The sequence below is a fragment of the Variovorax ginsengisoli genome (genome assembly GCF_030486595.1).
In the GTDB taxonomy this organism is placed as follows: domain Bacteria; phylum Pseudomonadota; class Gammaproteobacteria; order Burkholderiales; family Burkholderiaceae_C; genus Variovorax; species Variovorax ginsengisoli_B.
Genome location: NZ_JAUJZH010000033.1, coordinates 1 through 12,973 on the forward strand (window position 1 = coordinate 1; position 12,973 = coordinate 12,973).

Genomic DNA, 12,973 nt, shown 5'->3' on the forward strand with positions numbered 1-12,973 from the left:
CAAGATGGGCGTTGATCTCCTCGAACAGCGCCTTGGTGAGGTCGTTGTCCAGCAGCAGGCGCCTGAACTTCAGCAGCGTGGTGGCGTCGGGAACCGCCTCGTGCGACAGGTCGATGCCCACGAAGTCGCGCAGCGCCTGGCTGTCGTACAGCGCGTCCTCCAGCGCCTCGTCGGCCAGGCCGTACCACTGCTGGAGGCAGTACATGCGCAGCATCCGGGACACGCCGATCGGCTGTCGGCCGACGCGCCCGCGCGTGGGGTACAGCGGCTCGATCACGGCAATCAGACGAGACCACGGCACGACGCGCTCCATGTCGGCCAAGAACTTCTCGCGCCGCGTGCGCTTCTTCTTCATCGCGTACTCGGCGCTGGCAAAACTGCGTTGGTTCATCTCGGAGGTGCTGTGACTTGCGATGCCTTCACGCATGCACGGGCCGTGCCCGCAGCGACCTATTGATCAGCGTTTCCCTAGTTCAAAAAAAGGGACATTCAATCATGAAGATTCTGGTCGCAGTGAAACGCGTTGTCGATTTCAACGTGAAGGTGCGCGTCAAGAGCGACGGCACCGGTGTCGACATTGCCAACGTGAAGATGAGCATGAACCCCTTCGACGAGATCGCCGTCGAAGAAGCCGTGCGCCTGAAGGAGAAGGGCGCCGCCACCGAGATCATCGCGGTCTCGTGCGGCGATGCGAAGTGCCAGGAGACCCTGCGCACCGCGATGGCCATCGGCGCCGACCGCGGCATCCTGGTCGAGACCACCGAAGAGCTGCAGCCGCTGGCCGTGGCCAAGCTGCTGAAGGCGCTGGTCGACAAGGAGCAGCCCGGCCTGATCATCCTGGGCAAGCAGGCGATCGACGACGACGCCAACCAGACCGGCCAGATGCTGGCGGCGCTGGCGGACCTGCCGCAGGCGACCTTCGCCTCGAAGGTCGAAGTGGCTGGGGACAAGGTCAACGTGACGCGTGAAGTCGATGGCGGCCTGGAGACCATTTCTCTTTCCGTGCCCGCGGTCATCACCACCGACCTGCGCCTGAACGAGCCGCGCTACGTGACCTTGCCCAACATCATGAAGGCCAAGAAGAAGCAGCTGGACATCGTGAAGCCGGAAGACCTGGGCGTAGATGTCAAGCCGCGCCTGAAGACCCTGAAGGTCAGCGAGCCGCCGAAGCGCGGCGCCGGCATCAAGGTGCCGGATGTCGCCACGCTGGTGGACAAGCTGAAGAACGAAGCCAAGGTGATCTGAGGAACAACGACATGACCGTACTTGTTATTGCCGAACACGACCACGCCACGCTGAAGCCGGCGACCCTCAACACCGTGACTGCAGGCATCGCCTGCGCCAGCGGAGACGTCCACGTGCTGGTGGCCGGCGCCAACGCCGCCGAAGCCGGCAAGGCCGCGAGCCAAGTCGCAGGCGTGGCCAAGGTGATCGTCGCCGACAGCCCGTCCCTGGCCGAGAACCTGGCCGAGAACGTTGCAGCCCAGGTCCTGGCCATCGCCAAGAACTACAGCCACATCCTGTTCCCCTCGACCGCCAACGGCAAGAACGTCGCCCCGCGCGTGGCCGCCCTGCTGGATGTCGCCCAGATCAGCGACATCACCAAGGTCGACAGCCCCGACACCTTCGAGCGGCCGATCTACGCGGGCAATGCGATTGCGATCGTGCAGAGCAGCGATGCGATCAAGGTCGTCACGGTGCGCACCACGGGCTTCGATGCGGCCGCTGCCACCGGTGGCAGCGCAGCGATCGAAACCGTCGACGGCGTCGCCGACAGCGGCAAGTCCAGCTTCGTCGGCCGCGAAGTCACCAAGAGCGAACGCCCCGAACTGACGGCCGCCAAGATCATCGTCTCGGGCGGCCGGGCGCTGGGCAGCGCCGAGAAGTTCCAGGAAGTGATGGCGCCGCTGGCCGACAAGCTCAACGCGGGCCTGGGCGCCAGCCGCGCGGCGGTGGACGCGGGCTACGCCCCGAACGACTGGCAGGTCGGCCAGACCGGCAAGATCGTCGCCCCGCAGCTGTACATCGCCGCCGGCATCTCGGGCGCGATCCAGCATCTGGCGGGCATGAAGGACTCCAAGGTGATCGTGGCGATCAACAAGGACGAAGAGGCGCCGATCTTCTCGGTGGCCGACTACGGCCTGGTGGTCGACCTGTTCACGGCCGTGCCGGAATTTGTGAAAGCGCTGCACTGATCTGCGGTCGAACTCGAGGAAATCCCCATGAGCTATCAATCCCCCTCTAGGACATGCTGTTCCGCATGACCGAACTCGCGGCCCTCGACCAGATAGCCAGGCTCCCTAGTTTCGTTGCACAGGTGACGACGCGGAGGGCCTTGACCGTTCCTTCGACTCCACTGACTTGAGCGTCCAGCTCCTTCAAGTTGCTGGGGGTACGGATGGCCACGCCGAGGCGCTGCAGCCAAACTGCTGTCGGAACCAACGAGAAAACGCGCTAGGGCCATTGAATCCAAGCAGCAGGGCAATTTCCACATGCTTGCGCGGGGGTCCGCTCAAATATCGCTGGACAAGCTCGCGTCGCACCTCGTTCAGCAGTTCGTTGTACGACAAGCCTTCGCGCAAGAGGTGACGTCGTACGGTGCGTTCGTCCACGCATAGATACCGCGCAATATGCCCAAGCGTACATTTTCCGGAGGGCAGCAGCGTCAGTGCCAACTGGCGCACCCTCTCTGCTGCTGATTGATTCTGTCCAGCAGCAACCGACTCCACGTACTGCTGCGCGTACCGATCCAGCCGTGAGTATGTGGAAAGCGGCATCTCCAAGTCACCAGCCAAACACGTGATGCCATTGAAGGAGGCGCCATATTCAACCCTGCGAGCAAAGAAGCGGGTTGACGTGCGCGCATCTTTGGGTGCCGCGTGCACGAAGCAAACGTTCTGGGCACGCCAGGTCTCCGGCAAGGCATGCCGAAAAAAACGATAGACCATGCCCACCGACAGCTCCATCGGCTGACGCACCGAAGAGCCGCGCCCGAGGAATTCGAACTGAATGGAGGCCGTCTCGTCATCCTCTTCGAGCCAGAGATGCAGGGCCTCGTTGTGCACGCGCATATAGCGCATCAGCATGTCCACCGCCGGGCGCAGGGTAGCCTGCTCGCGCACGACTAATGCGAGCGGTCCCAAAATAGAGAACTGGCGTGTCGCAGCCAGTCGCAAGCCGAAATCCTCCCATCCTGAGCGCTTCGCAGATTCCTCGAGCAGCTCTCCCGTGGCAATCAAGGAAATCTTGAGATCCGGATTCTCCAGACAGGACGGTTCCAGACCGACGCTTTCCAGCATGCCAATGGGATCAAGGCCGGCTTCGCGCGCGACCGTTGCATAGTTGGTCAGACAAGCGCTGCGAACAAGAGGAGTCATTGTTTACCCTCGGTGTCCGTTAATGCTAAGCGAATGTCCGAAATAGTCAACTCGGAAGACGCGGCAAATCTATGCTCTCTCCACACGTTGGCCAATGGAGCACGCAAGCAATGATCGAAAACTATCTTCCTTATCAGCACCCCAGCGCCTGGAAAGGCGGGGCCATCAGCGGCTCGACTGAATGGATCGTCAAGCTGGATGACGAGGAGAACGAGATCCTGCATCGGGCGGTTGTGCGTGCACGCCTGCAGGGGCTTGGAATTCCTCGCATGCGGGCGTCGGATCTCGCGCTCGGTTCGCTTGGCGAAAAACTGGAGCGCATCCAGTCGGAAGTGATGATCGGGCGCGGATTTGTCTTGGTCGAGGGCTTCGACATCGATCGCTATTCGCTGGAGGATGCCGCCCTCGCGTACTGGGGCATTGGCATGCATCTGGGTTGCGGCGCGGCGCAAAACGCGCAAGGCGATCTCCTTGGGCACGTTACCAATCTTGGCGTTGACTATCGGGCCGACGCGAGGGCTCGCGGGTACCAAACTCGACTGAACCTTCCGTTTCACAACGACGCAATGGACGTCGTGGGACTGATGTGCGTCCATCCGGCCCGGAGGGGCGGTTTGTCCCGCATTGTCAGCTCGGTCACGATACATAACGAAGTGCTGCGCATTCGCCCCGACTTGATGTCAGTGGCCTGGGCCGATTTCCACATTGATCGTCGGGGCGAGGCTCCTGAGGGCAAGCGGGGCTACTACAGCGGGCCCTTGTTCAGTCGCATCGACGGGCGATTGTTTGGTCGATACAACCGCGAGTACATCGAATCGGCTCAGCGTTTTTCCGAAGTGCCTCGCCTGACTGCCGCGCAGATCGAACTCATGGATCTGATCGACTCCCTTTGCAATGACCCCGAACTGCATCTGTCGATGGAACTGAAGCGCGGGGATTTGCAGTTCATCTGCAACTACACAACGCTTCATTCCAGAACGGAATATGAGGACGGAACCGACGCCGCTTCCCGGCGATACCTGCTTCGTCTATGGCTGGATAGCGGCGTGCTCGCGAAGCTTCCGCCTTCGTACGAGGAGCGCTACTCGGATATGCGGGAGTGGCAGCGCCATCCCCGCCCCCCCATTTTCGAGCTCTCGGCCGTGCATGCCGAACTGGCTCACTGAATGAATGCCGCCATCAAAAGGACCGACCATGAGCACAGAATTCGCATGTGACCAAGAGACTGGCCTGCCCGTCTTCCAGAACGAGCAATGCTGGTACGGAAGGGATCTGCAGCAAAGCCCGGAGTGGGTTTACGAGCTCTCGGGGCGGGAACAGCTGGAGGTCCGGGACGCGGTGGCGAATGCGATCGAGCGCAATGTCGATCTTGTGTCAATGACCACCGCGGATTTCGCCCTGGGCTCGTTCGGCGTGAGACTGGTGGAAATCGGGCGTGAGATCAAGCACGGACGAGGCTTTGCGCTCATCCGTGGGCTGAATACCCTGGGGTTGACGTTGCAGGAGCAAGCCTGTGCGTTTCGCGGGATCGGCGCGCACTTCGGGGAGGCTGTCTCGCAGAATGCCAAGGGTCATGTGCTCGGCCATGTGGCCAATCTCGGACTTGACTATTCCGACCCCACCACTCGCGGGTACCAGACACCGGCGGAGCTGCGTTTCCATACCGATGCAGCAGACATCGTGGGCTTGATGTGCATCCAGCGGGCCCGCTCGGGCGGACTGTCACGCATTGCGAGTTCCACCACCGTTTGGAATGAGGCGGTCCGGCACCGTCCCGACTTGGCGGCAGAGCTGACCAAGACCTATTGCTTCACCCGGTGGGGCGAGGAGCGCCCGGGGCAGAGGCCATTCTTTCAGATCCCGCCGTTTCGCCAACATCGCGAGCGAATGGTTGCGGTCTTCATCGCGGGTGCCATCGAGAAAGCGCAGGCGCTACCCGGGGTCGCTCCGCTGACGCGGCAGCAGCGCGAAGCCATCGCGCTTGTCAATGAGTTGGCCGGCGACGACGAGATCCGTCTGGACATGGAGTTCCGGCCGGGCGACATGCAATTCCTGCTCAACCATGGGATCCTCCATGCACGGACTGCGTACGAAGACTTTCCCGAACCCGACAAGCGCCGCCACCTGTTGCGCCTATGGCTGGCCTGCCCGGATGGCCCAGCGTTGCCCGACTACATGACGACGGAGTTCCAAGGTCGCACCGCCAGCGGTCGCCCGGATGGCATCCACCTGCCCGGGGTGGAACTCAAGGCCAATCTGTTTCCGGACTGAGCCGGCAACCTGCAGGTGTTCCGGTGCCGCCAGATCGTTCATTGAAAGCATTGACCACGGCCCCGCCTTGCGGGTGCGAAGGAAACGAAATGATCAGAAACTCTAGACCAGGCATTGGGTGCTGGCTGCTCGCAGCCGCCGCGCTTTTCCAGGTCAACCACGCCACCGCGACCGAGGAGAGCTGGCCAGCCGCCCGCCCGATTCGCATGGTGATACCCGCAGGTGCCGGCGCCGGCACCGACATCTTTGCCCGCCTGATCGGAACACGTCTGGGACAGGCGCTCAAGCAGACCATCGTCTACGACAACAAGCCCGGTGCCAACGGCATCATCGGCAATGACAGCGTCGCCAAATCGGTGGCGGACGGCTACACGATCTTGTTCAGCAATGCATCGGCGGTGGCCGTGAATCCGGCCATTCAGCCGAAGCTGCCATACCAAACGCTCAAGGATCTGGTTCCGATCGCTCAGATTGGCGCAGGCGGCGTGCTGCTCGTCACGACACCGGACGTCGGGGTCAGCGACATGAAGGGACTTGTCAGGTATCTGAAATCGAACCCCGGAAAACTCGGCTACGGGACATGGGGCATGGGCTCCACGGGACATCTGTCGATGGAAGCGTTGAAGGCGAAGGAAGGCTTGAATATTTCCCATGTCCCTTACAAGACCATGGGGCAGGTCCTGACTGATCTGCAAGGCGGCACGCTGCAGATCGCCTTCGTCGATGCGTCCTCGCCGTTGGCTCTGATCAAGGCCGGAAAGCTGGTGCCGCTAGGGGTCACAGGCTCCCACCGCCTCCCCGCGCTTGCCGGCGTGCCGACCATGCAGGAACAAGGCTATCGGCTCGGTGCCGATGGCTGGTATGGCCTGTTCGCGCCCTTCGGAACGCCACAGCCGGTAATTCAGCGTCTCAACTTGGAAATCAATCAGATTCTGGCGGCACCGGACATGCGACCGGTTCTCGAGGCCTGGAACCTGAGCAGATTTCCGATCAAGACACCCGCCGAATTCGCGCAGACGGTACGCGAAGACCTCGAGCAGTGGAAGGAAATTGCCACTACGGCTCACGTCACGCTCGAATAGCCGGGCGTACGCGGCAACAGGGCGATCCAACGACGCAGCAATTGTGCCCAGCGAGCTTTCGCGATTGTCGCATTGGGGGAGTAGAGATATGGCTGGCACCGATACGAAGTTTCTTGCAGAGTGTTTCGGGCTGAGCGGTCTGACGGTGGTCGTCACTGGCGCGGGCTCGGGCATCGGCCGCCAGGCCGCGCTCACCTTGGCGGCGACGGGTGCCGAGGTGGCGTTGCTGGGCCGGCGAGAGCAAGCGCTGAGAGAGACAGCGGACCTCATCACCGAGAGGGGCGGCCGCGCACGCAGATTCTGTGTCGACGTCACACACCGACAAGCCGTGAGCGAGACGTTGGACGAGGTACAGGGGAGCATGGCACCGCTGTGGGCGCTGGTCAACAATGCCGGAGTGGGCGGGCGCGCTGCGTTGCTTGAAGTCAGCGAGGCACAGGTCGACCAGATTCTTGGCGTCAACACCAAGGCCGCGCTCTTCGTGGCGACGGCCTTTGCGGAGCGCCTCATCGCGAGAGAGCTGCCCGGCCGCATCATCAACATCTGCTCGCTCGCCGCGCAGACGCATCCGTTGAACTTGGCAATCTATGGAGCTAGCAAGGCCGCGCTCGAGCATTTGACGCGATCGATGGCCCGCGAATGGTCTTCACATCGCATCAACGTGAACGCAATCAACCCGGGATACATCGAGACCGACATCAACCGTGCGATGTTCCAGACTCCAGCCGGCAGGAAGGTGGTCGAAGGCTTGCCGCGCCAACGCCTGGGCACGCCTGACGCGCTTGACGGGGTCCTGTTGCTGCTCGCCTCCACGGCGAGCGCATTCATTACCGGCTCGACGCTCGTCGTCGACGATGCTCAACGCTTCGGCGTGAGCTAGCGTTGGCCGAGTGCTGCGCTGCGGGGGAGTTGTCGCCCGGCCAGATGGAGCACGTCGGACGCCAAGTAGTCTGCCAGCGAGGCGTACGTTGCGGGTTTGCTTCGCGTACGCACCGCCGCGCGATCCGAGCCTGCACTCCTGCTCTTTGGCTACGGCGTCTACTTCAGACAGGATTTCAACGGGCTCGTCTGCACGACGAGCGACCTGGATGCACCGAACCCGATGGCCGACCCGGTGATGGCGCGCTATGCGCCACAGGTTCTCGAAGCCTCCGCCGGTTCGGCGCGCATGAGCACGGTCGACAGGGCGCGCAATATCCTGCTCCGGTGGGCGGCGCCAGGACGTCCGGCCTCCCCAACTGATCGCATGAGTGCATCAACCGGCGGGAAATGCTGGTTCGCATCGAGCCAGGTCAGGAATGCTGCCAACCTTGGTGCTGCTGCCTTCTGGCAAATGCTCGATCGAGCAGGTGGCGCAGCAATTTGGCGTCGATCGGCGGACCGTGCATCGGCGTTTCGTCCGCGAGGGCACGGCGTTCCGAGAGATTGTGAACAGCATCCGCCGGGAACTTGCCGTGCACTACATCGACGACGGCACGCGGCCACTGTCGCGGATTGCCGAGCTGCTCGGGTTTTGCGTTGAGTGCTTTCTCGCAGTGGTACAAGCAGCAGTTCGGCGAGGTTGCCGGACTGCGACACCGCATGAACGTCGGTGCAGAACGATCCGATGCCTGAGCATCGCCTCGTGGCGAGCCAACGCGCTTTGCAGATGTCAGATGTCTCTTGTGGACTCAGCAGGGTGCCGCCGTTCGCCCCAGAAATCCGAGCGACGGCAACCAGGTCTGACTACGCGCTCCCGAGGCGGTCAGGATCCAACGATCGGAATCGATTCCGATACGCGCCGGGACTGAGACCCATACGCTCCCGAAACAGGCGTGAAAAGGAACTTGGGTCGTTGTAGCCCACTTGGACGGCGATCTGGTCGACCCCGAGATCGCTGGCTTCCAAGAGGGCACGCGCGGAGTCGATGCGCAGGTGCTGCAGGTAGGTCAACGGAGATTGATCGAGCACCGCGTTGAACCGCCGGATCAGCGTTCGTTCGCTCACAGCCAGTTCGCCGGCGAGCTCGGCAATGCGGATCGGCCGGGACATGTTCCTTTGCAGCCAGTGCTGGGCCCGATGAACCAGCGCGTCCGTGTGGGCGATGTCCGCGAGCAGCGGCAGGTACGGGGTCTGGGAAGTCTGGCTCACATCGATGAGCATGCTCTTGGCACACTGCGACGCGATCGCCGGCCCGGCGATTCGTTCGACCACACGAATGGCCTGCAGGAGGTAGGACGCGGAGGCTCCGGCGCAAAGCAGGCGATCGACTTCCGTGAGCACGGGTCGCATCTGTAGGTCGACACGTGGAAAGCGTGTGCGGAACTGCCGCTCCAGCCACCACGTCGTGGTGGCGATCCGATCGTCCAAGAGACCGGTCTGGGCGAGGATGAAGGTTCCAGTGCAATTGGCTGCCAGCCAGGCGCCGCGACGCCACTGCGACGCGAGCCACGCGCAGGTGGACGGCTGGCCCTTGAGCAGCTGATCGAATTTGCGATGACCCGCGTAGTGCAGGCTCGGGACGAACACGAGGTCGTAGTGTTCGCGCGCACCGATCTTGTGAGTCGGCATCTGCAGGCCGTTGCTGGCCGCGATCGCTTCGCCGGAGAGCGACACGAAGCGCCATTCGAAGAGCGCGGCGGACGCACCCTGCTGCCTGCGCAGATGCGCGTTCGCCACTTGCAGGACATCGGCGAACCCGCCAAGGCTGGAGGCGTAGCAGCCGTCGAAGGCGAGGATGGCGGCGCGCGGCATGGCTTGTCGTATTTCGCACAGAAAGCGTCAGTTTCGCCAATGTACCCCGAACGCGCCCAAACCTAGACTTGATCTCACATCAACGGGGCCGTCAGGCCCACCCGCCAAAGGAACCAGAGACATGAACGCCACAGACAACACCATCGCGACGCACCAGCAGCAGGCGCCGGAGCGCCACCAACCGAGGCTCCATCACGACCTGCTCACGCCAGAGGAAACGAAGGCCGTTCGCGAAGAGGTCCGCCGCTTTGCCGACGAGCACGTTGCACCGGTGGCGTGGGAGATCGGGCATCGCGAAGAGTCGATCGAAAACTTCCCTCGCGAGCTCTTCCGCAAGATGGCCGATGCGGGCCTGTTCCGCATTCCCTTTGCGGCCGAAGTGGGGGGCCGTGGATTGAAGTACCCCGCGTGCGCGACCGCGGCGCTCATCGAGGAACTGGCCTATCACTCGAACTCCGTCGCTGCCGTCGTGGATGTGCATTGCATCCTGGCCGGCCACGCGCTGGAGCATGCGTCGCCGGAGTTGCAGCAGCGCTACCTCGCACCGCTGCTGGCGGGCGAGAAGATCGGCAGCTTCGCGACGACCGAACCCGATGCGAGCACGGACCTGAGCATCAAGACGATGCAGACCTTTGCGAACCGCGAAGGCGCGGGCTATGTGGTCAATGGCCGCAAGCGCTTCATCACGAACGCGCCGGTAGCCGATTTCGTCGTTGTGCTGTGCGCGGAGGAAGGGCGCATGACGGAGATCGTCATCGATCTTGATGCGCCGGGCGTGCGCGTCGGCGCACCGGACCGGAAGATGGGCAACCACGGCCAGCTCACGGCGGACATCTATTTCGACAACGTGCAGGTTCCCGCCGAGAACGTCGTTGGCGCGGTGGGTGGCGGCTTGAAGATCGCACTGCAGACATTGACCTACGGCCGCATCGGCATCGCGGCCAGCGGCGTCGGCATGGCACAGGCGACCTTCGATCACAGCGTCGAGCGGCTGAAGACGCGGCAGGCATTCGGCAAGGCGATCGCGCAGTTCCAGCACTGGCAGTTCAAGCTCTCGGAGCGCGCTACCGAGATCGAGAATGCGCGCAACCTGTACATGAAGGCGGCGCTGCGCATGGATGCGGGCGAAGCCTTCCCGGAGCCCGAGGCCGCGATGGCAAAGTGGTACGGGACCAACCTCGCTGCGGAGTTCGCACGCGACGGGGTTCAGATCTTCGGCGGCTACGGCTTCATGTCGGAGCTGGCGGCCGATGGCTCGCACTACCGCGTCGAGGAGATCTACCGTGACTGCAAGATCGCGGAGATCTACGAAGGCACCAATGAGATCCAGAAGCTGGTCATCGCGCGCGCCATCTTCGGCAAGGACATCACGGGGTAGACATGAAGGTTCTCATCGTTCATGCCCATCCCGAGCCTCAGTCCTTCAGCACAGCTCTGAAGTCGGTGGCAATCGAAGAATTTTTTCGCCAGGGTCACGAAGTGCAGATCTCGGATCTGTACGCGATGAAGTTCAATCCGGTGGCGTCTGCCGAAGACTTCGGGTTGCGAGCCGATCCTGACTACTGCACCTACGCGCTAGAGCAAAGGCACGGAATGCAAACAGGCACGATTGCGCCCGACATCCAGGCCGAGCTCGAAAAGCTCCTATGGTGTGACCTCCTGATCCTGAACTTTCCTCTGTTCTGGTTCTCGACGCCCGCCATTCTGAAGGGATGGATCGATCGGGTACTGGTCTCCGGGACCGTCTACGGCGGAAAGCGCTTCTATGACCACGGCGGGCTGAGCGGCAAACGTGCGCTCGTCAGCGTCACCCTTGGGGGCCAGGAACACATGTTTGGCGAGCGCGGGATTCACGGGCCGTTCAAGGGGATGCTCAGGCATCTCCTTCAAGGGACTCTCGCATATACCGGCCTGGGTGTGCTGGAGCCCTTTGTAGGCTGGCATATCCCCTACGTCTCCGATGAACAACGAAGGTTGGTACTCGAGTCTTGGCGCACCCGTCTGCAGTCCCTGAGCGGCGAGAAGGCGCTGCTCACGTTTCCAAGGCTGTCTGAGTACGACGCACTTTTGCATCCGCGGGCTGCCACTCAGATCACCGACCGGCACGACGAATTCGGTCGGGCAGCCTAGCAGTTCGCGGTCCGCGCAGAGGGACTGCGGGGTCGCGGGGTGTTGGCTGTAGTGCCTCGCCTGACCAAAAAGCTTCTTCGCCATTGCGACGACGCGTGTCCATACCTTTCGGATGGGCAACGTCCACTCATTGCCACCAAAGCGATCGGGGGTTGGGCGACTGCAGGAATGGCGCTCCTTCTGACAGTGTTCCCGCAACAGGCAGCTTTCATGGTTAGCACCCAGTTGTCCTCATCGGTTAAATGCGTGTCATCTTCGGTCAATCGACGAATCCCCAACTCGGAACAATGAGGCCTCGATCAGGTGCAGGCGTGGACGTGGCTTCTCCGCCTTGCACATCTGAGCGACTCACCCCCACATCAACTTCCGGAGACACTCGATGAAGCAACCTACTAACCCCCTGCGTCGTGCGCTGCTCGGCGCTCTCGCAGGCGCATCCCTGCTGGCCGTAGTGCCTGCCGCGCTTGCCCAAGCCTGGCCCAGCAAGCCGGTCCGACTGGTCGTCGGCGCGCCGGCGGGCGGCACTGCCGACATGGTCGCGCGCACCTTGGCCGAAGGTCTGACGCCGCTTCTCGGGCAGCCCGTGATCGTCGATAACAAGGCGGGCGGCATGGGCGCCATCGGCACGCAGGATCTGCTGCAATCACCGCACGACGGCTACACCTTCATGGTCGGCGTCAACGGCCTCGTCAGCGAGATCCCGCATGTCGCGAAATCCCGGGTCGACATGTTCAAGGAGGTCAAACCCTTGGCCCAGCTATCGCGGACGGGCCTGGTGCTTGTCGGCAGCCCGGCGCTCACGGCATCGAACCTAAAGGAACTCATCGCCTACGTGAAGGCCCATCCGGGCAAAGTGAGCTATGCCTCGTACAGTTCCGGCTCGATGTCGCACACCATGGGGCAGGAGTTGAACAAGCTGGCCGGTCTAGATATGACGCATGTCGGCTACAAGGGCTCGCCGCCTGCACTCCAGGATGTGATGGGCGGCCATGTGGCGCTGATGTTCGACGGTCCTGCGACCTCGATCCCGTTGATCAAGGCGGGCAAGCTGAAGGCCTTCGCGGTCGGCGCACCGAAGCGCTTGGCTGCTCTGCCTGACGTGCCTACCTTCGCGGAACTCGGCTACCCGAAGATCGGCGACATCGCCTGGATGGGCCTGTGGACTACGCCGGACGTCCCGGCCGAAGTGCAAGTCAAGGTCCGCGAGGCCGCGCTGAAGGTGCTGCAGCAGCCGAAGGTGATCGAGCGCTTCAACGAACTCGGCCAGGAGATGGGCCAGCCGCTCAGCACGGACGAGTTGTCGAAGTCGCTGCGCTTGGCCTCCGACAAGCACGCGGCCAATCTCAAGGACATCGGCTTCCAGCCTGAATGAACACGAAT

Annotated in this window: 13 protein-coding genes; 9 read left to right on the forward strand and 4 right to left on the reverse strand. The window is 62.6% G+C overall.

All coding sequences use genetic code 11. From position 1 onward, the window contains the following. Positions 1–391: transposase (locus QZH52_RS31825; RefSeq protein WP_301815087.1), on the reverse strand; the 391-nt coding region annotated here is incomplete at its 3' end. A gap of 104 nt (positions 392–495) precedes the next feature. Here QZH52_RS31825 and QZH52_RS31830 point away from each other — a divergent pair. Then, positions 496–1,245, forward strand: coding sequence for an electron transfer flavoprotein subunit beta/FixA family protein (locus QZH52_RS31830; protein ID WP_301815088.1), 750 nt, complete (start codon positions 496–498; stop codon positions 1,243–1,245). 11 nt (positions 1,246–1,256) lie between these two features. Then, positions 1,257–2,195, forward strand: a complete 939-nt coding sequence (locus QZH52_RS31835; protein WP_301815090.1) for an electron transfer flavoprotein subunit alpha/FixB family protein — start codon at positions 1,257–1,259, stop codon at positions 2,193–2,195. A gap of 183 nt (positions 2,196–2,378) precedes the next feature. Here the strand turns inward: QZH52_RS31835 and QZH52_RS31840 are convergent, their stop codons facing one another. Next, positions 2,379–3,377 carry an AraC family transcriptional regulator gene (locus tag QZH52_RS31840; RefSeq protein ID WP_301815091.1) on the reverse strand — a complete coding sequence of 333 codons (999 nt, stop codon included), beginning with the start codon at positions 3,375–3,377 and terminating at the stop codon, positions 2,379–2,381. A 110-nt stretch (positions 3,378–3,487) separates the two neighbouring features. On the opposite strand from QZH52_RS31840, the gene QZH52_RS31845 reads away from it, so the two are divergent. The 4 genes from QZH52_RS31845 (at position 3,488) to QZH52_RS31860 (ending at position 7,610) form a co-directional block, all read left to right on the forward strand. Next, positions 3,488–4,543, forward strand: coding sequence for a TauD/TfdA family dioxygenase (locus QZH52_RS31845; RefSeq protein WP_301815092.1), 1,056 nt, complete (start codon positions 3,488–3,490; stop codon positions 4,541–4,543). Positions 4,544–4,571: 28 nt separating this feature from the next. Continuing rightward, the gene (locus tag QZH52_RS31850) at positions 4,572–5,648 is read left to right on the forward strand and encodes a TauD/TfdA family dioxygenase (protein ID WP_301815093.1); all 1,077 of its coding nucleotides are present in this window, start codon (positions 4,572–4,574) and stop codon (positions 5,646–5,648) included. Positions 5,649–5,737: 89 nt separating this feature from the next. Next, positions 5,738–6,730: a Bug family tripartite tricarboxylate transporter substrate binding protein gene (locus QZH52_RS31855; protein WP_301815094.1), complete on the forward strand. Its 993-nt coding sequence runs from the start codon at positions 5,738–5,740 to the stop codon at positions 6,728–6,730. 88 nt (positions 6,731–6,818) lie between these two features. Beyond that, a complete protein-coding gene (locus QZH52_RS31860; protein WP_301815095.1) occupies positions 6,819–7,610 on the forward strand; it encodes an SDR family NAD(P)-dependent oxidoreductase in 792 nt (263 codons plus the stop codon). A 412-nt stretch (positions 7,611–8,022) separates the two neighbouring features. Here QZH52_RS31860 and QZH52_RS31865 read toward each other — a convergent pair whose 3' ends face one another. Next, entirely contained in the window at positions 8,023–8,274 is a 252-nt protein-coding gene (locus tag QZH52_RS31865) for a hypothetical protein (RefSeq protein ID WP_301815096.1), read from the reverse strand. Positions 8,275–8,455: 181 nt separating this feature from the next. Beyond that, positions 8,456–9,463, reverse strand: coding sequence for a GlxA family transcriptional regulator (locus QZH52_RS31870; protein ID WP_301815097.1), 1,008 nt, complete (start codon positions 9,461–9,463; stop codon positions 8,456–8,458). Here QZH52_RS31870 and QZH52_RS31875 point away from each other — a divergent pair. From QZH52_RS31875 to QZH52_RS31885, 3 genes are all read left to right on the forward strand, one after another. After that, positions 9,447–10,841: an acyl-CoA dehydrogenase family protein gene (locus tag QZH52_RS31875; protein WP_301815098.1), complete on the forward strand. Its 1,395-nt coding sequence runs from the start codon at positions 9,447–9,449 to the stop codon at positions 10,839–10,841. The two genes, QZH52_RS31870 and QZH52_RS31875, sit on opposite strands and share 17 nt — an antisense overlap. 2 nt (positions 10,842–10,843) lie before the next feature. Further along, entirely contained in the window at positions 10,844–11,593 is a 750-nt protein-coding gene (locus QZH52_RS31880) for an NAD(P)H-dependent oxidoreductase (protein WP_301815099.1), read from the forward strand. A 379-nt stretch (positions 11,594–11,972) separates the two neighbouring features. Continuing rightward, a complete protein-coding gene (locus tag QZH52_RS31885) occupies positions 11,973–12,965 on the forward strand; it encodes a Bug family tripartite tricarboxylate transporter substrate binding protein (RefSeq protein WP_301815100.1) in 993 nt (330 codons plus the stop codon). Positions 12,966–12,973 lie beyond the last annotated feature (8 nt).